The following is an 18027-nucleotide window of genomic DNA, read 5'->3' as shown; positions in this document are numbered from 1 at the left end:
TTTTGGAGATAGGGATCATCGGTTTGCCGCTAGTGGGAAAGAGCACTCTTTTCAATCTGCTGACCGGGGCTAGCGTTCCCACCGGTCCAGGGAGCGAGCCCAAAGTGCATCGGGGATCGGCGCCGGTTCCCGATCCCCGGCTGGACTTTTTGGTTTCGCTTTACCGGCCCCGCAAGCTTACCCCGGCGCGGATAGAATTCAAGGACCTTCCTGGCCTAGATCCCCGGCACAGCGAAAAGGAAGCGCGCATCCGTTTTCTAGAGGAGGTGCGGAACTCGGACGCTCTTTGCTGTGTGGTGCGAGCCTTTAATCATCCGGAACTTCCTCCCTATTTCGGATCGTTGGACCCGCTCAAGGAGTTCCGCGAGCTCTTGGCGGAGCTCTGGCTGGCCGATTACAGCCTGGTGGAGAAGCGCCTGGAGCGGCTACACGCGGGTAAAAAGAAATCCCGCCCTGAGCAAGAATTAGAGCGGCACCTGCTGGAGAAGTGCCAAGAGTTGCTGGAGGAGGAGAAGTTTCTTTCGCAACTCCATCTTACTTCCGAGGAGGAAGCCATATTCATCAACTACGGTTTCCTAACTGTAAAGCCCTTCATTCTGGCGGTTAATCTGGACGAGTCCGGCTTGCAGGGAGGGTACGAAGGCCGGGAGGAGCTGCGGCGAGAGGCGGAAGCGCGGGGAGTGCAGTTGGTGGAAGTGGCCGCCCAGATCGAAATGGAGATAGCCGCTCTTCCTTTGGAGGAGCAACGGCTCTTCATGGCCGATCTGGGTTTGAAAGAGCCAGGGATAGCCAGGCTGGCCCAAGCCGCTTATCGCAGCCTGGGGCTCATTTCTTTTTTCACCGTGGGCGAGGACGAGGTGCGAGCCTGGCCTATCAAAGCGGGAACCACCGCACGAAGAGCGGCCGGCAAGGTGCACTCGGACATCGAGCGGGGGTTTATCAGGGCCGAGATCTTTGCTTATCAGGACCTGGAGCGACTGGGTTCGCCCGCGAAAGTCCGTGAAGCTGGCTTATTGCGCCTGGAGGGCAAGGATTATGTGGTTCAGGACGGAGACATCGTGCATTTCCGTTTTAAGGTTTGAGGCCCAGGAATTCTTCCACCACCTCGCGCATCTGTTCCTGCGGCACCCGCCGGTGGTGGCGTATAGGCTTGCTTTCCAGATCTTGCAACCCCCGCGGTATAGGCCAGCCGGTACGCTCTGAGAGTAGCCGCAGCCAGGCAAACTCGTCCTGTCCCTCCGCAACGAGCTCTCCCAGGGCGCGCAGCACCTCCCCGGCAAACTTAAAGGGGCTGGCGGTGGAGAGAATTACTGTCTTGGTCGGATCACCGGTTTTTTCCCGGTAGCGCTGGTAAACTTCCCAAGCTACGCCGGTGTGAGGGTCGAGGAGGTAGCGATGGCGGGAATAAGCGTCGCTGATCGCGGCTCTCGTCGCTTCGTCACTTGCCCAGGAAGACCAAAAGATCTCCCGCACGCGTTGATGGGTGCGGGCATCGATCTGGTAGAAGCCTTCTTCTTGCAAAGCGCGCATCCACTGCCGTATTCGCTCGGCATCGCCGTCGGTCAGCCAGTAAAGCAACCTTTCTAGATTATTGGAGATGAGGATATCCATTGAGGGAGAGATGGTGCGGTGGAAAGGTCGGCGCCGGTCGTACACTCCGGTGTCGATGAATTCGGTCAGGACGTTGTTGGCGTTGGCAGCCAGGATGAGCTTGTGCACCGGCAGTCCCATCTCCCGGGCCAAGAAACCGGCCAGGATATTGCCGAAATTGCCGGTGGGCACCACAAAGTTAATGCTTTCCCCGTGGCGGATGATCCGCTTCTGCAGCATACGGGCGTAAGCGCTGAAGTAATAGACTATTTGGGGGAGCAGTCTTCCCCAGTTAATGGAATTGGCCGAGGAGAAAGTCATGCCGGCCTCTTCCAGTCGCTGGCGGAGTTCCGGGTCTTGGAATAGTTTCTTGACCCCGCTCTGGGCGTCATCGAAATTGCCTTCCACGGCTACTACCAGGGTATTTTCTCCCTCCTGGGTTACCATCTGGCGCTTTTGAATCTCGCTTACCCCTTCGCTCGGGAAGAAAACAATGATTCTGGTTCCGGGAACATCGCGGAAACTTTCCAGGGCGGCCTTACCGGTATCGCCAGAGGTAGCCACTAGGATAACGATCTCTTTCTCTAACCCCAGTTTCTGGGCTGCTTTGGTCATGAGGTGGGGTAGCAGGGTTAGCGCCAGATCTTTGAAGGCGTGGGTGGGGCCATGCCAGAGCTCCAGGACTCCCAGATCGGAGCTCAGCATTCGCAGGGGCACTATCTCTTCGGTATCGAACTTAAGCAGATTGTAAGCGGCTAGAACGGCGGCGGCGACTTCGCTCGGAGAGAAGTCGGTAAGGTAAAGGGAGAGAAGGCGCACCGCTTGCTCTGAATAGGAGTGATGTCCTAGTTCCTCGATGGAGGAGTAGCGCAGCTGCCTAAGCTCTTCAGGCACGTAGAGACCGCCGTCAGGGGCTAAACCTTGGAGAATGGTCGAAGCAGCTTTGGCTGGCGGAGCTTGTCCCCGGGTGCTAACGTATAACACTAAATGTCCCTCCTGGATTTGCCGCTTGTGCTTTCTAGTATAACACAGGGAAGGCATGAAGGGACGTTATGACGTGGAAGAGCAATTCATAGAATCCATATGACAATGAGGAATCAAGCTCAGGTCAGAGGAGGATATATTTTTGGACGAGAGACTCCTGCTGCCGATATTGAGCATCGTACTCATCGATTTGGTATTGGCTGGCGATAACGCTTGCATTATCGCCATGGCGGTGCGCCGTTTACCGCGAGCCAAGCGGTTTCTGGGCATCGTGGCGGGAGCTGGGCTGGCCGTAATTTTGCGGGTGGGCTTAACGGCGGTGGCGTCCCAATTGGTTCTTCTTCCCCTGCTAAAATTGCTGGGTGGTTTGGTAATATTATTCATAGCGGTCAAGCTGCTGCGGGACAACTTGGCCTGTTCGCTAAGCGGTGTGGGGGCTACGGGTGATTTGTGGAAGGCAATCCGGACGATTGCGGTGGCGGACGTGGCCATGAGCACCGATAACATTTTAGCCGTGGCCGCGGTGGCTCAGGGAAATTTGCTTTTGCTGGCTCTGGGGCTAGGTTTGAGCATCCCCCTAGTGGTGGGGGGGTCAAGCCTGGTTTGCTCCTTCATGGATCGCTTTTCCTGGCTCTGCTATCTGGCGGCGGCTTTACTGGGCAAGGTAGGAGCAGAATTGATCCTAACCGATCCCTTCCTACTCCGCCACGTCTCCATTCCGCGCTTGGGGGTCGCTCTGGGTGAAGTGGCGGGTGTGGTGCTGGTTTTGCTGGCTGCTCATTGGCCGGTACGGAAAGCTTAGTTGTTTTGGACAGCCAGGCGTGAGAAAATAGGCGATGGAGGGGACCTAACATGGAACCAGGGCGCGAACAACATACCTATCACATCTTTACCTTCGGCTGCCAGATGAATGAGTGGGATAGCGAGTTGATGGCCGGCTTGCTGGAAGAACTGGGTTACCAACCGGCGGCTTGCCCCGAGCAGGCCGACCTTATTCTGCTCAACACGTGCTGCGTGCGATCCTCGGCAGAAAACAAGGTGTGGGGGATGCTGGGGCGTCTGATCCAACTTAAGCGCCAGCGGCCCCACCTGCTTCTGGGGGTCACGGGATGCCTACCTCAACGCCCGGGGGCCGTGGCTGAAATTCAGCATCGCTTCCCTCAGGTGGACCTCATCGTCGGGACGCACGAGCGGCACCGTTTGCCCCAGCTGCTGGCGCGAGCTCGGGAGGAGCAAGTGGTGGCGGTGGCCGAAACGCAGGACGTGCCAGAAGGCTTGCCCGTTAAGCGTACTCATCCCCTCCGGGCCTGGGTAACGATTACCTTCGGTTGCGATAACTTTTGCACATATTGCATTGTGCCTTACGTCCGAGGAAGAGAACGCAGCCGCCGTCCGGAGGACATCCGGCGGGAAGTGGAGGAGCTAGCTCGCCGGGGCTACCGGGAAATTTATCTTTTAGGGCAAAATGTCAACGCTTACGGTCGGGGGCTGCGACCGAAGGTCACTTTCGCCCAGTTGTTGCGTCAGCTGCACGAGGTGGAGGGAATCTGGCGCTTCCGCTACACCACTTCGCACCCGCGCGATTTCGGCGAGGATCTTATTCAAGCGGTGGCTCAACTTCCCAAAGTTTGTGAGAACTTCCACCTACCGGTGCAGGCGGGCTCGGACAAAATTCTGCAGCGCATGGGCCGGGGTTACACCCGGGAAGACTACCTGGCATTGATCCGGCGCATCCGGGAGTTGATCCCGGGAGCCAGTTTTTCCACCGACATCATGGTAGGTTTTCCCGGTGAAGAGGAAGAAGACTTTCTTCAGACCCTAGATTTAGTCCGGGAGGTAGGTTTCGACCAGGCTTTTGTTTTCATCTATAACCCTCGTCCCGGCACTCCAGCGGCTTCTTTCCCCGACCAGGTGCCCCACCAGACCAAGGTGGAGCGGATCCAGCGTTTGCTAGCCTTGCAGCAGAAGATAAGCCGGGAGCGAAACCAGGCCGAGGTGGGGCAGGTGCACGAGGTGCTGGTGGAGGGTCATAACCGCGGCCATCCTTACCGGCTGATGGGGCGGACGCGTACTTTTAAGACGGTCGTTCTGGAGGGGGGGACCGAGTTGATAGGGAAACTGGTGGCGGTGCAAGTGACGGCGGGCCACCTTACCTATCTTGAGGGTCAGGTGAAGGAGGTTCTGACGGCTTGAGCGTGGAGGAGGAGCGCCCCTATTATTTGGCTTGGCAGCTATTATTACCGGGCCGGTTTCAGCGGCTAAAAGAGCTCCTCGCCTTTTTTGGGTCGGCGCGGGCGGCTTTTATGGCTACCCCGCGGCAATGGTCCGAAGTGGTGGGGGAGCGGCTGGCCGAGGCTCTGGCCTTGCGTAAAGCCAGGTTGGACCTGGCCAGAGAGGAAGAATCCTTGGCGCGAGCCGGGGTGCAGTACGTGACGCTGCTGGAGAAAGCGTATCCAGTTTTGCTGCGCGAGATCGACGCTCCTCCGGCCGCTCTCTTTTTCCAGGGCCAGCTCCGGGCCGAGGAGCGGTCGGTGGCCATAGTGGGGACTCGCCGCTCCACCCGCTACGGCCGGGAAGTGGCCGCTTATCTGGCCGAGGAACTAGCCCGCCTGGGGATAGCGGTGGTGAGTGGTTTGGCTCGGGGCATCGACGCTGCGGCACACAGGGGAGCTCTTGCGGCCGGAGGGCGTACCCTCGCAGTGCTGGGCACGGGGTGCGATCTGTGTTATCCCAGGGAAAACCCATCTCTGTGGCGGGAGATTAGAGAAAAAGGGGTGCTGCTTTCGGAGTTTCCTTTAGGAACTGAACCTCAAGCTTGGCATTTCCCGGTGCGTAACCGCATCATAGCCGGCTTGGTCTACGCGGTCATAGTGGTGGAGGCGCCGGAGAAAAGCGGCGCCCTGATAACTGCCGATTTAGCCTTGGACTACGGCCGTGAGGTGCTGGTGGTGCCGGGCCAGGTTACTACCCCTCAGGCTCGTGGGTCAAATCTCCTCCTGAAACAGGGGGGTTATCTGGTGACCCAGGCGGAAGATGTTTTGGAGGCGCTTGGCTGGGAGACGGTGAGAGCGGAGGAAGTGAGCGAGGATTTGCCGGCCGAGGAAAAGGAAATAGCGGCTCTCCTGGCAGCTGGGTTTCTCTCGCTGGAGGAGTTGGTAGAGAGAAGTAAAATGCCGGTGGACACTTGTTTGCGTTTGCTGTCTATGCTAGAACTCAAAGGCTTGGTTCGCCCAGGAGGAGGTGGAACCTACTGGCTTACCAGACGCGGCGAATGCCTGGTGCGGCATCGGAAAGGGGAGGAGGACGGAAGGTGAAAACGCTGGTCATAGTGGAGTCGCCAGCCAAAGCCAAAACCCTGTCCCGGTTCTTGGGTCCGGGCTATGCGGTCAAGGCTTCCATGGGCCATGTGCGCGACCTACCGAAAAGTTCGTTGGGAGTGGATTTGGATAACGCTTTCGCCCCCAAGTACGTCACCGTTCGGGGTAAGGGCAAGGTGATACAGGAATTAAAAAGCCAGGCGCACAAAGCCGAAACAGTGCTAGTGGCTTCCGACCCGGATCGGGAGGGCGAAGCGATAGCATGGCATTTGTGCAATATACTGGGAATATCGCCGGAAGAACCTTGCCGCATCGAGTTCCACGAGATCACTAAGAATGCGGTGTTGGAATCCTTCCGCTCCCCTCGGCCCATCGATTTTAACCGTGTGAACGCCCAGCAGGCTCGGCGCATCTTAGACCGCTTAGTGGGCTATAGCTTAAGCCCTCTGTTGTGGCGCAAGGTAAAACGGGGTCTTTCTGCCGGTAGGGTGCAGTCGGTAGCCCTGCGCCTGGTAGTGGAGCGGGAAGAAGAAATCGAAGCCTTCAAGCCGGAAGAATACTGGGAACTGGCGGCGCAACTCCTCACCGGCACCGGCGAAAAGGTGCTGGCCCGGCTAGCCCGCTATCAGGGTAAGAAATTTACTTGCCGCACGGCCGAAGAAGTGGAGAAGGTGATGCTGGCCACGGTTGACGCCGTGTGGAAAGTGGAGCGAGTGCTCCGGCAGGAGAGAACCAAAGCCCCTCCCCTTCCTTTCACCACCAGCTTAATGGTGCAGGAGGCTAACCGGTGCTTGAATATGCGTTTGGAGCGCACCATGCTGGTGGCTCAGCAGCTTTACGAGGGGGTGGATCTGGGTCCGGAAGGGCCGGTGGGTTTGATCACCTATATGCGTACCGACTCCACCAGGGTGGCGGAGGAGGCCAAGGAGCGGGCCTGGAGCTTCATTAAGGAGCACTATGGAGCCGAGCTGGTGGGGGAAGTTCCGAAGCGCTCGCGGAAGAAGACCACTCAGGGGCGAGTGGAAGATGCTCACGAGGCCATCCGACCCACCGATGTTTACCGGACACCGGAGCAGGTAAAGCCTTTCCTTACTCCCGACCAGTATAAGCTTTACCGCTTGATCTGGGAGCGCTTTGTGGCCAGTCAGATGGCTCCGGCCAAGTATCTGGTGACGCGGGCCGAGATCGGGGTTCAGCACTATACCTTTTACGCCACTGGTACGGTGCTTCTCTTCCCTGGTTTTTTGCGCCTCTGGAAGCACGGGGAGGATGAGGAAGAGGGCAGGCTGCCCGCTCTGCGCGAAGAGGAGGTCTTGGCTTTCGATGAGTTTCTCCCCCAGCGGCACCTTACCACTCCGCCGCCCCGCTACACCGAGGGCACGCTGGTGAAGGTTCTGGAGGAAAAGGGGGTGGGCCGCCCCAGCACTTACGCTCCTACCGTGGCCACCATTCTCAAACGGGGCTATGTGCAGCGGGAGGGTCGCTATTTAAAGCCCACTTCTTTGGGGCGGATGGTGGTTAAGTTGCTGAAGGAGCACTTCCCCGAAATCGTGGATGTGGGGTTCACGGCTGCCATGGAGGAAAAGCTGGATCGCGTGGAGGAGGGGAAAGCCGATTGGGTAAGCCTGCTCCGGGAATTTTATCAGTCGTTCAGCCAGGATTTGGCCCGTGCGGATACCGCCATCGATAGGGTGTCGCTCGCAGATCCAGTGACGGATGTGGTTTGTCCCGAATGCGGTCGCCCCATGGTGAAAAAGACCGGGCGGTACGGCGAATTCCTGGCTTGTTCTGGTTACCCAGAGTGCCAGGTGAAAATGCCAGTGGGCACGGGGGTTAAATGTCCTCGTTGCGGGGGGGAGTTGGTGAAGCGCCGAAGCAAGAAGGGGCGCTACTTCTACGGTTGCAGCCGCTACCCGGAGTGCGATTTCGTGGTTTGGGAAGAACCAGTGCCTGAGCCTTGCCCGGAATGCGGCAGTTTGATGGTTCGGAGTAGGCGGGGTAGCAAAGTGCGGCTGGTTTGCACTAATAAGGGGTGTGGGTATCAACGGGTGGAGGTGTAAAGGCGGCTATGCGGGTGGTAGTGGTCGGGGCTGGCTTGGCGGGGGCGGAGGCGGCTTGGCAGATAGCCCGCCGCGGTGTGCGGGTGAAGCTTTACGAAATGCGCCCCTATCGGATGACCCCAGCTCATCGCAGCGGGTATGCGGGGGAGTTAGTCTGTTCCAATTCTCTTCGGGCTGAAGGGCGAGAAAATGCGGTGGGGCTATTGAAGGAAGAGATGCGCTTATTGGGCTCGCTCATTATGGAGGCTGCCGATGCCCACCGGGTACCGGCAGGGGGCAGCCTAGCTGTGGATAGGGAACGCTTCGCCGCTCACATCACCGCCAAGCTGGAAGCCCATCCTCTGATCGACTTGGAGCGGACGGAGGTTACGGCTCTACCCGATCATTCCCCCACTATCATCGCCACCGGTCCGCTGACTTCCCCCTCGTTGAGCGCTGCCATTAGGGAACTTACCGGGGAAGATTACCTTTACTTTTACGACGCGGTGGCCCCCATAGTCACCCTGGAATCCATAAACCAGGAGCGAGTTTTTTGGTCCTCCCGTTATAATAAGGGGGAGCCGGCTTACATTAATTGTCCTATGACCCAAGAGGAGTACGAGCGTTTTTTCCAGGAGCTAGTGGCGGCGGAACGGATACCCTTGAAGGAATTCGAGCAGGAAATCCACTTCGAGGGATGTATGCCTATCGAAGTTATGGCGGCCAGGGGCAAAGAGACATTGCTTTACGGCCCACTGAAGCCGGTGGGGCTGATCGATCCCCGGACTGGTCAGCGTCCCTACGCGGTAGTGCAGCTACGCCAAGATAACCGGGAGGGCACGCTTTTCAATATGGTAGGTTTTCAGACCAACCTCAAGTGGGGAGAGCAAAACAGGGTTTTCCGCTTGATACCTGGATTGGAACAGGCAGAATTCGTGCGCTACGGCATGATGCACCGGAACACCTTCCTCAACGCTCCGCTTTTGCTCCAGCCCACTCTGCTTTGCTCTCGCCGGCCGGGACTTTTCTTCGCCGGCCAGATTACTGGAGTGGAGGGCTACGTGGAATCGGCAGCTGCGGGGCTGGTGGCGGGTATCAACGCTGCGCGCCTGGTGCGGGGCGAGGAACTCCTAGTCTTCCCTCCGGTTACGGCGCACGGGGCGCTGCTGCACTACATAACCACGGCTGACCCTAGATATTTTCAGCCCATGAATATAAATTATGGCCTTTTCCCTCCTTTGGAGGAGCGCGTGCGGGACAAGCGGCAGCGCCGACTCCTTTTGGCGGCGAGAGCTCTGGCGGTGCTGCGTGATTTTATCCGGGAGTGCCATCTGGAGGGGTGAAAGCGCGTGTATGAATTGATCGACCGATTCATGGCGCATTTGCAGACAGAGAAAGGAGCGTCACCGCGTACCCTGACCGAGTATCAAAAAGATTTGCTAGAGGGTCTCTCTTTTTTTGCCCGGCTGGAAGGAGTGGAGGAAGCGGAGTTTTCTCCCTCCGCGGTAACCCCGGCGCTTTTTCGACGCTTTCTCCGTCACCTCTACGAACAGGAGCGAGCTCGCACTACCTGTGCCAGGAAACTGGCGGCATGGCGAAGCTTTTTCCGCTTTCTTTGCCGGGAAGGGGTGCTGGCCACTAACCCCCTGAAGTTGGTCGGTGCTCCCAAGCGTGATAAGCGTCTTCCTCGGGTGCTTTACCCGGCCGAGGCGGAGCTCCTAGTAACCGCTCCTGAGGGCGAGGAGCCCCTGCGACTTCGGGATCGAGCGCTGCTGGAGGTGCTTTATGGCGCCGGCTTGCGGGTGAGCGAATTGGAGCACCTAGATCTTAACGATCTGGATTTGGAGCGGGGAGAATTACGGGTGTGGGGGAAGGGGGGCCGGGAGCGCCTAGCGTTGCTGCACCCTTTGGCCGTGGAAGCTTTGCGCGCTTACCTGGAGCGAGGCCGGCCGCGGCTGGCTCGGCGCCAACCTCGGGGAGAAGAGGAGACCGCTCTTTTCCTTAACTACCGGGGCACTCGCCTCTCCTCTCGGGGGGTGCGTATGCTGGTGGCGGGGTACGCGGCCCGCACCGGTGTCAAAGGCAAAGTGACCCCGCACACCTTCCGCCACTCCTTCGCCACCCACCTGCTGGACGGTGGCGCCGACTTGCGGGTGGTGCAGGAGCTCCTGGGTCACAAACGTCTTTCCACCACCCAGATCTATACCCGTTTGAGCCTGGAGCGTATCAGGCAGATTTACTGCAAGACCCACCCCCGAGCTTAAAAGGAGGGATTTGGTGTATATAGAAGGCACTACCATTGTAGCGGTGCGCCGGAACGGTAGAATCGCAATGGCCGGAGACGGTCAGGTAACCCTGGCCCAGAACACCGTGATTAAACATCGAGCGCGCAAGGTGCGCCGTCTTTACCAAGGACGGGTGCTGGCTGGGTTTGCCGGCAGTGTGGCCGACGCCTTCACCCTCTTCGAGCGTTTTGAAGCCAAAATCGAGGAAGCGCAAGGTAATCTGGTGCGAGCCGCGGTGGAACTGGCCAAAGAGTGGCGCACGGACCGGCGCTTCGAACGACTGGAGGCGCTGTTGGTGGTAGCTGATGCCGAGCATTTACTGCTGGTCACCGGCGGCGGGGAAGTGCTGGAGCCCGACGACGGCATTGTGGCCGTGGGATCAGGTGGCCCCTTTGCCCTGGCGGCAGCTCGGGCGCTGGCGCAGCACACCGATTACGATGCTGTTACCATCGTTCGTGAAGCCTTGCGTATAGCCGCTTCCATCTGCGTTTACACCAACGAAAACATTGTGGTGGAGGAGGTTTGAAGCAGTGGAGCATCTCACTCCCAAGCAAATTGTGGCGGAGCTCGACCAATACATCGTAGGGCAAACCGAGGCTAAGCGAGCGGTGGCCGTCGCCCTTCGCAATCGTTACCGCCGGGCGCTTTTACCGGAGGAGTTGCGCGATGAGGTGGTGCCCAAAAATATATTAATGATGGGGCCCACGGGGGTGGGTAAAACCGAAATTGCCCGCCGTCTGGCTCGTTTGGTGAAAGCCCCCTTTGTTAAGGTGGAGGCCACCAAGTTTACCGAGGTGGGCTATGTGGGGCGAGACGTGGAGGCTATGGCGCGGGATCTGGTGGAGACAGCGGTGCGCATGGTTAAGCAGGAGCGAATGGCCGAGGTGGCCGACAAGGCTCAGGAATTGGCCACCGAGCGCCTGGTGGAAATTTTGGCTCCAGCTCCGGCCGGCTCCCCGCGCAACCCGCTGGAGTTTCTTTTCGGTTACAACCGCCCCCCGGAAGGAGCTGGTGAAGAAGAGCGAGCTCGGGCGGAGGAACTCCAGGTGCTACGCCAGACGATCCGGGCCAAACTCTTGCGGGGCGAATTGGAAGAGGAGTATGTGGAGATCGAAGTTGAGGACCGGAGCACCCCCTTTTTGGAGATATTCTCCACTGCCGGGGTAGAGGAGATGGGGGTCAACCTGCAAGATTTTATGGGCAATCTATTCCCGCCCCGCAAGAAGCGAAGAAGAGTAAAAGTTAAAGAAGCCCGGCGCTACCTGGCTCAACAGGAAGCGGCCAAGCTCATCGATATGGAGGAGGTCACGGCCGAAGCCGTGCGGAGGGCCGAAGAACACGGTATTATCTTCATCGACGAGATCGATAAGATTGCTGGCAAGGAGTCGGGTTTTGGTCCCGATGTCTCCCGCGCCGGGGTGCAACGCGATATTCTGCCCATCGTGGAGGGTTCCACTGTTCCCACCAAATACGGCCCAGTGAAGACCGACCACATTCTCTTCATTGCCGCCGGGGCTTTCCACACCTCCAAACCTTCGGACCTGATACCGGAGCTCCAGGGGCGCTTTCCCATCCGGGTAGAGCTCCATCCCCTCACGCGGGAGGACTTTCTCCAGATACTAACCGAACCAGCCAACGCACTTATCCGCCAGTACCAGGCTTTGTTAGCTACCGAAGGGGTGAAACTGCAGTTTACACCCGAGGCTTTACGAGCGGTGGCCGATATTGCCTACGCGGTGAACGAGCAAACGGAAAACATCGGAGCGCGGCGGCTCCACACGGTGATGGAAAAGTTGCTGGAGGACATATCTTTCAATGCTCCGGACTTAAAGGGGCAGGAATTGGTGATCGATGCCGAGCAGGTACAGAGAAAGCTGGAGCCCATTCTGAAGCGAGAGGACCTCAGTCGCTACATTCTCTAAGGACTTGGGGCCTTTTGCCGCCCCCTTTCTCCGGGAAACTTTTGCCGGGGCTCAGTTGCGCAGCCAGCTTTGGTCTGGCTTGCGCTCGGTATGGGGCTATGGTAAAATGAGCTTTGGCATTCGGCCAGCCGTAAAAACGCACGCCGTTGGACTTGCGGGGCGGTGCCTCTCCGGTGGGAGGTTCCCCGCAAGCATGAAAGCGGCGGAGGACAAAACCTGGCGGGGGAAGGAGGTGGAATCATGGCCATAGTTACGATGAAGCAACTGCTCGAGGCGGGGGTTCACTTCGGTCATCAGACCCGGCGTTGGAACCCTAAAATGGCTCCTTACATTTTCACCGACCGCAATGGGATCTACATCATCGATCTGCAAAAGACGCTGAAAAAACTAGAAGAAGCCTACTACTTCATCCGCGATTTAGCCGCCGAGGGGGGGACTGTCCTTTTCGTCGGTACCAAGCGACAGGCCCAACAGACCGTCGAGGAGGAAGCCAACCGGTGCGGCATGTATTTTATCAACCAGCGTTGGCTGGGGGGTATGCTCACCAACTTTCAGACCATTAAGAAGCGGATCGAGCGCTTGCGCGAGCTGGAGGAGATGGAGGCCAGCGGCGACATGGATCTCCGGCCGCGTAAGGAAGCTATGCGTTTGCGGAAGGAAAGGGAGAAACTCCAGAAATACTTCCGGGGAGTTAAGAACATGCACCGGCTGCCATCGGCCCTATTTGTGGTCGATCCGCGTAAAGAGCGCATCGCCGTGGCCGAGGCGCGCAAAAAGGGCATACCGGTGGTAGCAATTGTGGATACTAACTGCGATCCAGACGAGGTGGATTACGTTATTCCCGGCAATGACGACGCTATTCGCGCCATTAGGCTCATCACCAGCAAGATGGCGGATGCGGTGATAGAAGGGCGCGAAGGGGAGATGCCAGAACAAGCGCAGCTCGAGCCCGCGCCAGAGATGGGAGAACCAGCGGAGCCGGCGGAAATACTGGAGCTTGAGGACCTAGAGGAAGAAGAAATTATTAGCTAAGAGGAGGGGGCCTGGCCCCCTCTATCCGTGTTATAGCCCATTATTTTATAAACAGGGAGGTTTAGCAGCTTGGCGGAGATTTCGGCTAAGTTGGTCAAAGAACTGCGTGAGCGAACGGGCGCGGGCATGATGGACTGCAAGAAGGCGCTCATGGAAACCGAAGGGGATTTGGAAAAGGCTTTGGTTTACCTCCGAGAGAAAGGATTGGCTGCTGCGGCCAAGCGGGCTGGAAGGAAGGCTTCGGAAGGAGTGGTCACGGCTTACATTCATCCGGGCAATCGGGTGGGGGTGCTGGTGGAGGTGAATTGCGAGACCGATTTCGTGGCTCGCACGGAAGATTTCCAACAGTTTGCTCACGACATAGCGCTGCAGGTAGCGGCGGCTAAGCCAGAGTATGTGGCCCGGGAGGACGTGCCGGCCGAAGTGCTGGAGCGGGAAAAGGAAATTTTGCGTGCCCAAGCTCGGAACGAGGGTAAGCCGGAGCAGGTAATCGAAAAAGTGGTGGAGGGGCGCGTGGAGAAGTTCTTTAAAGAACGCTGCCTGTTAGAGCAGCCTTTCATCAAAAACCCCGAGATCACCGTGCGTGAGCTTCTCAACGAACTCATCGCCAAGATCGGCGAAAACATAGTGGTGCGGCGCTTTACCCGTTACGAACTCGGTGAGGGAATCTAAACGTCAGAGGTGGGGCTGGGCATGACCGTTAAACCCAGATACCGACGCGTGGTGATTAAGGTAAGCGGGGAGGCGCTAGCCGGTGAACAGGGTTACGGCATAGATCCCGCCGTAGCTTCTTTTGTTGCCCGCGAGATCCAGCAGGCCAAAGAAGCGTTTGGGGCTGAGATAGCGATAGTGGTGGGCGGGGGCAATATCTGGAGGGGACTGGCTGGTGCTGCCCGGGGTATGGATCGGGCAACGGCCGATTACATGGGTATGCTGGCCACAGTGATTAATGCTTTGGCTTTGCAAGACGCCCTGGAGAAAATAGGGGTGGAGACCAGGGTTCAGACGGCTATCGAAATGCGGGCGGTAGCCGAACCTTACATTCGCCGCCGCGCCATTCGCCACCTGGAAAAGGGGCGGGTGGTCATTTTTGCCGCTGGGACGGGTAGCCCTTATTTTTCCACCGACACCACCGCGGCCTTGCGGGCGGCGGAGATCGAAGCCGAAGTCATCCTAATGGCTAAGCGGGGTGTGGACGGTGTTTATGATGACGACCCACGCCGCAACCCTAAGGCCCGTAAATTCGAGCGCCTCACCTTTTTAGAAATGCTCAATCTGGGTCTAGGGGTGATGGATGCCACTGCTGCTTCCTTGTGCATGGAGAATCACTTGCCGGTCATCGTATTCAACGCTATGGATCCGGAGGGAATCAGCAAAATCCTGCAAGGGGAAAAGATAGGAACCTTCATAGGGGGTGAAGAGGGGTGCAGGGAACCCTTGAGCGTGCCGAACTAGCCATGAAGAAAGCGGTGGAGCACCTGAAAAAAGATCTGGCTACCATCCGGACCGGCCGCGCTTCGCCGGCTTTGCTGGAAAAGGTCGTGGTGGATTATTACGGAACGCCCACCCCGGTGAACCAGCTGGCCACCATCACCTCGCCGGAGCCCCGCCTGTTGGTTATACAGCCGTGGGATCGCTCTACTATTAATGATATAGAGAAAGCCATCTTAAAATCCGATCTGGGCATCACTCCCACGAACGATGGGCAGGTGATTCGCCTGGCTTTGCCGCAGCTGACGCAGCAGCGGCGCGAAGAGTTGGTTCGGTTGGCGCGGAAGCGGGCGGAGGAAGCCAGGGTGGCCGTTCGTAACCTTCGCCGCGAGGCCAACGACGAATTAAAGGAAAAGCAGAAGAAAGAAAATGTTTCTGAGGACGAAATCAAGCGGCTCCAGGGAGAAGTGCAAAAGCTCACCGAGAAATATATAAAAGAAATTGATACGTTGCTAGCCGCCAAGGAAAAGGAAATCCTAGAGGTGTAAAATATGGTGGAAGAGGTTTTAGGCTGGCCGCTGGTGGAAGCTCGGAGACGGTTGGAAGAGGCAGGCTGGCAGGTGGTGGCCACGAGGCCCACTCTGGCTCCGGGAGCCGAGGCGGTAGGAGAACCTCGGGTGGCGCGGATCCGGGAGTTCGGAAATCGGGAGTTGGAGCTAACGGTAGTTTACGTGCCGACTTCTCCTTCTCTGGAGGAGGAAGATTAAGCTTAATGCCAAACGTTGCTAACCCCCTAGAGGGCAAGGTACCGGTTAAGTTGCCCGGCGACGAAAAGGAGTTGCTGGCTCTGCTGGACCCGAGGACGCTTCCCCGGCATGTAGCCCTCATCATGGATGGTAACGGGCGCTGGGCGGTGCAGAAGGGTTTGCCCCGGACGGCTGGGCATCGGGCCGGGATTGAGAGCCTGCGCCGCACAGTTACTTTGGGAGTGGAGTTGGGTATCGCCATTCTTTCCGCTTACGCCTTTTCCACCGAGAACTGGCGCCGCCCCCCGGAAGAAGTGGATTTCCTCATGAACCTCTTTGTCGAGTACGCCTTCCGGGAGATTGAAAAGCTGCGTTCGCAAGGGGTAAGAGTGAAAGTCATCGGGTGCCGCGCCGAGCTCCCTCCGACGGTGCTGGCCGCAGCCGAGCGCCTGGAGCGAGAAACGGCTTCGGGTACCAAGCTACTTTTGAACCTGGCGGTGAACTACGGTGCGCGGCGTGAGATAACCGAGGCGGTGCGGGCTATAGCCCGCAAGGTGCAAGCAGGCGAGCTCTCCCCGGAAGCGATAGATGAAAACACCATCGCTCGCCATCTCTATACCGGGGATTTACCTGACCCCGATCTCCTTATCCGACCGGCTGGAGAATTACGGGTAAGCAACTTCTTTCTCTGGCAGTTAGCCTACACGGAACTGTATGTGACCCCGGTTTTATGGCCCGACTTCGACCGCGTGGACTTCTTGCAGGCCTTGGTGGCGTACCAGCATCGGGAGAGACGCTTTGGCGGTCTGAAATTCGATTGAGCGGAGGGAGTATATGCCTTGGCTGCAAGAGCTCGGCTGGCGCGTAGTGAGCGCTACTCTGGGGATTCCGCTCATTCTGCTGCTTGGGTGGTGGGATGGTTGGGCTCTTTTAGGGTTCCTGGCTTTGCTATACTGGCTAGGCCTACGGGAAATGGCTTTGCTATTAAAAATCTCTCCCGCGTGGTCATGGCTGGCTTCTCTATTCTTCCTTTGGGCTGCGCTAGGGGGCAAACCAGATTACGAACTCGCCATTCTGCCGGTGGCGATCTTGCTGGTGCTCCTGTTGGTTCTGCTTTTTCCCCGCTTTTCTCCGCGCGAGGCTTCGGCCACTTTTCTGGCCAGCACTTATCTTTCTTTTCTCCTCTATCCCTATTTTATTCGTTCTCTACCCCATGGATGGACTTGGTTTCTCTTGCTTCTATTCACCACCTGGGCTTGTGACACCGCGGCCTACTTTGCTGGGCGTTTATGGGGTAAGCGCCGCCTGGTGCCCACGCTGAGTCCCGGAAAAACGGTAGAAGGAGCGGTGGCAGGTCTGGTGGCCAGTGTGTTGGTGGCGTTATCCTTCACTTATTTTCTTTCTCTTACCTGGTGGCGCCTCGGGCTGCTGGGTGGGGGGGTGGGGATAGTGGCTCAACTCGGTGACCTAGTTCTTTCGGCGGTCAAGCGAGCCGGCGACAAAAAAGACGCTGGCAACATAATACCCGGGCATGGGGGCATCCTTGATCGGTTTGATAGCCTGCTTCTCACCGCTCCTCTGGTCTACTACTTCATTTGCTGCGGGCTGAGGGGGTAAGGTCTTGCCACAGTGGTGGGTGCGCCTGTTGCTGGCAGCGAGCAGCGTGTTGGCGCTATCTATCTTGGTGAGCGCCTTGTTGCTGGTAGTGCGTTATGTACTACCAATTTTAGTCCCCTTCCTTATCGGCGCCATTATGGCCCTGTGCTTGGAGCCGCTGGCACGGGCGCTGGAGCGTTTCCTCCCTCGCTCCTGGGCTGTTCTTATCTCCATCCTGCTCTTCCTGCTTTTCCTAGGGTTATTTCTCACCTTGTTGGGCATTTACCTGGCGATAGAGCTGGGCGATCTAGCCAGCGCTATTCCCGGTTACGCCGCTGAAGCCCAGCAACAGTTTCTTTACTGGTTCAATTGGCTTCGCTCCCATTATGGCGCTTTGCCAGCTGAGGCTACCCATTACTTAGGGATGACTTTGGATGCCCTGGCAGGAAACGCCCAGAAATGGGCTGCCGATCTGGCCACCGCGATTATCGGCTTTTTCGGCGCTGTCCCTGGCTTTCTACTGGTGGTATTCGTGAGCTTTTTGGCCACTTATTTCATGGGCCGGGACCGGCACCTGCTTACCAGCTGGTGGCGCCGTCTCTGGCCTCATCCCTGGGGAGCCACTTCGCTGGAACTTTTCCAGCGCACTTTCGACGCCTTCTGGGGCTATATTAAAGCTCAGCTGATTCTGGTCTCCTTGACGGCGCTGGTGACCACCATGGGTCTGTGGCTATGCGGCATAAAATATGCTCTTACTCTGGGCTTACTGACCGGCCTCATGGATCTCATGCCCGTATTGGGGCCTAGCCTCATTTTCTTTCCCTGGATAGCGTACGCTTTCTTCAGCGGGTCCACTGCTCTGGGCGTTAAATTAGCCCTGGTGTACGGCGCCGGTTTTATTTTGCGCCAGCTCCTGGAAGCCAGGGTGGTGGCCTTTGCTCTGGGCACCCATCCGCTGGCGGTGTTATTGGGAATGTATGCCGGCTTAAAGTTTTTGGGGCCGGGAGGTTTGGTCCTGGGTCCGGTGACGGTGATTGTGATTCAGGCGCTTTACCGCTCTTGGCAGATTTCTAACCAGAATTAGG

Annotated in this window: 18 protein-coding genes; 17 read left to right on the top strand and 1 reads right to left on the bottom strand. The window is 57.9% G+C overall.

What is annotated here, in order from left to right:
- The first annotated feature begins 2 nt into the window (after positions 1-2).
- A complete protein-coding gene (gene ychF, locus ACTLLP_RS05720; RefSeq protein ID WP_441057764.1) occupies positions 3-1082 on the top strand; it encodes a redox-regulated ATPase YchF in 1080 nt (359 codons plus the stop codon).
- Here the strand turns inward: ychF and thrC are convergent.
- Positions 1072-2574 (bottom strand): threonine synthase, encoded by a 1503-nt coding sequence (gene thrC, locus ACTLLP_RS05715; protein WP_441057762.1) that lies wholly within the window; start codon positions 2572-2574, stop codon positions 1072-1074. The two genes, ychF and thrC, sit on opposite strands and share 11 nt — an antisense overlap.
- A 142-nt stretch (positions 2575-2716) precedes the next feature.
- Between thrC and ACTLLP_RS05710 the strand changes: the two genes are divergently transcribed.
- The 16 genes from ACTLLP_RS05710 (at position 2717) to ytvI (ending at position 18026) form a co-directional block, all read left to right on the top strand.
- Positions 2717-3376 carry a YjbE family putative metal transport protein gene (locus ACTLLP_RS05710; RefSeq protein WP_441057759.1) on the top strand — a complete coding sequence of 220 codons (660 nt, stop codon included), beginning with the start codon at positions 2717-2719 and terminating at the stop codon, positions 3374-3376.
- 50 nt (positions 3377-3426) lie between these two features.
- Entirely contained in the window at positions 3427-4767 is a 1341-nt protein-coding gene (gene miaB, locus ACTLLP_RS05705; protein WP_441057756.1) for a tRNA (N6-isopentenyl adenosine(37)-C2)-methylthiotransferase MiaB, read from the top strand.
- Between the two features lie 2 nt (positions 4768-4769).
- Positions 4770-5888: a DNA-processing protein DprA gene (gene dprA, locus ACTLLP_RS05700; protein ID WP_441061670.1), complete on the top strand. Its 1119-nt coding sequence runs from the start codon at positions 4770-4772 to the stop codon at positions 5886-5888.
- On the top strand, positions 5846-7951 hold the full coding sequence (topA, locus tag ACTLLP_RS05695; protein WP_441057753.1) for a type I DNA topoisomerase: 2106 nt from the start codon (positions 5846-5848) through the stop codon (positions 7949-7951). Before dprA ends, topA begins: the two co-directional genes overlap by 43 nt.
- 8 nt (positions 7952-7959) lie before the next feature.
- Positions 7960-9273, top strand: coding sequence for an FADH(2)-oxidizing methylenetetrahydrofolate--tRNA-(uracil(54)-C(5))-methyltransferase TrmFO (trmFO, locus tag ACTLLP_RS05690; RefSeq protein ID WP_441057750.1), 1314 nt, complete (start codon positions 7960-7962; stop codon positions 9271-9273).
- 6 nt (positions 9274-9279) lie between these two features.
- Positions 9280-10194 (top strand): tyrosine recombinase XerC, encoded by a 915-nt coding sequence (locus ACTLLP_RS05685; protein ID WP_441057747.1) that lies wholly within the window; start codon positions 9280-9282, stop codon positions 10192-10194.
- A gap of 13 nt (positions 10195-10207) precedes the next feature.
- A complete protein-coding gene (gene hslV, locus ACTLLP_RS05680) occupies positions 10208-10741 on the top strand; it encodes an ATP-dependent protease subunit HslV (protein ID WP_441057744.1) in 534 nt (177 codons plus the stop codon).
- A gap of 4 nt (positions 10742-10745) precedes the next feature.
- Positions 10746-12137, top strand: a complete 1392-nt coding sequence (gene hslU / locus ACTLLP_RS05675; protein WP_441057741.1) for an ATP-dependent protease ATPase subunit HslU — start codon at positions 10746-10748, stop codon at positions 12135-12137.
- Positions 12138-12377: 240 nt separating this feature from the next.
- Positions 12378-13169 (top strand): 30S ribosomal protein S2, encoded by a 792-nt coding sequence (gene rpsB / locus ACTLLP_RS05670; RefSeq protein WP_441057738.1) that lies wholly within the window; start codon positions 12378-12380, stop codon positions 13167-13169.
- Positions 13170-13238: 69 nt separating this feature from the next.
- On the top strand, positions 13239-13841 hold the full coding sequence (gene tsf / locus ACTLLP_RS05665) for a translation elongation factor Ts (RefSeq protein ID WP_441057735.1): 603 nt from the start codon (positions 13239-13241) through the stop codon (positions 13839-13841).
- Positions 13842-13862: 21 nt separating this feature from the next.
- Positions 13863-14624: a UMP kinase gene (pyrH, locus tag ACTLLP_RS05660; RefSeq protein ID WP_441057732.1), complete on the top strand. Its 762-nt coding sequence runs from the start codon at positions 13863-13865 to the stop codon at positions 14622-14624.
- Between the two features lie 2 nt (positions 14625-14626).
- Complete coding sequence (frr, locus tag ACTLLP_RS05655) at positions 14627-15148, top strand: ribosome recycling factor (protein WP_441061667.1); 522 nt, start codon at positions 14627-14629, stop codon at positions 15146-15148.
- A 3-nt stretch (positions 15149-15151) separates the two neighbouring features.
- Positions 15152-15367, top strand: a complete 216-nt coding sequence (locus ACTLLP_RS05650; protein ID WP_441057729.1) for a hypothetical protein — start codon at positions 15152-15154, stop codon at positions 15365-15367.
- A gap of 5 nt (positions 15368-15372) precedes the next feature.
- Entirely contained in the window at positions 15373-16167 is a 795-nt protein-coding gene (gene uppS / locus ACTLLP_RS05645; protein WP_441057726.1) for an undecaprenyl pyrophosphate synthase, read from the top strand.
- A 13-nt stretch (positions 16168-16180) separates the two neighbouring features.
- Positions 16181-16963: a phosphatidate cytidylyltransferase gene (locus ACTLLP_RS05640; protein WP_441057723.1), complete on the top strand. Its 783-nt coding sequence runs from the start codon at positions 16181-16183 to the stop codon at positions 16961-16963.
- A gap of 4 nt (positions 16964-16967) precedes the next feature.
- The gene (gene ytvI / locus ACTLLP_RS05635; protein ID WP_441057720.1) at positions 16968-18026 is read left to right on the top strand and encodes a sporulation integral membrane protein YtvI; all 1059 of its coding nucleotides are present in this window, start codon (positions 16968-16970) and stop codon (positions 18024-18026) included.
- The last annotated feature ends 1 nt before the right edge of the window (position 18027 follow it).

It is taken from the genome of Desulfothermobacter acidiphilus (genome assembly GCF_052073645.1).
Taxonomy (GTDB): domain Bacteria; phylum Bacillota; class Desulfotomaculia; order Desulfotomaculales; family Ammonificaceae; genus Desulfothermobacter; species Desulfothermobacter acidiphilus.
This window is presented reverse-complemented; position numbering and strand designations above follow the sequence as displayed.

What these genes read in the sequence shown, in the direction of transcription:
- miaB (WP_441057756.1), top strand. Translation starts at nt 3,427, where the DNA reads ATGGAACCAGGGCGCGAACAACATACCTATCACATCTTTACCTTCGGC.
- topA (WP_441057753.1), top strand. Translation starts at nt 5,846, where the DNA reads ATGCCTGGTGCGGCATCGGAAAGGGGAGGAGGACGGAAGGTGAAAACG.
- trmFO (WP_441057750.1), top strand. Translation starts at nt 7,960, where the DNA reads ATGCGGGTGGTAGTGGTCGGGGCTGGCTTGGCGGGGGCGGAGGCGGCT.
- rpsB (WP_441057738.1), top strand. Translation starts at nt 12,378, where the DNA reads ATGGCCATAGTTACGATGAAGCAACTGCTCGAGGCGGGGGTTCACTTC.
- pyrH (WP_441057732.1), top strand. Translation starts at nt 13,863, where the DNA reads ATGACCGTTAAACCCAGATACCGACGCGTGGTGATTAAGGTAAGCGGG.
- frr (WP_441061667.1), top strand. Translation starts at nt 14,627, where the DNA reads ATGAAGAAAGCGGTGGAGCACCTGAAAAAAGATCTGGCTACCATCCGG.
- ACTLLP_RS05650 (WP_441057729.1), top strand. Translation starts at nt 15,152, where the DNA reads ATGGTGGAAGAGGTTTTAGGCTGGCCGCTGGTGGAAGCTCGGAGACGG.
- uppS (WP_441057726.1), top strand. Translation starts at nt 15,373, where the DNA reads ATGCCAAACGTTGCTAACCCCCTAGAGGGCAAGGTACCGGTTAAGTTG.
- ACTLLP_RS05640 (WP_441057723.1), top strand. Translation starts at nt 16,181, where the DNA reads ATGCCTTGGCTGCAAGAGCTCGGCTGGCGCGTAGTGAGCGCTACTCTG.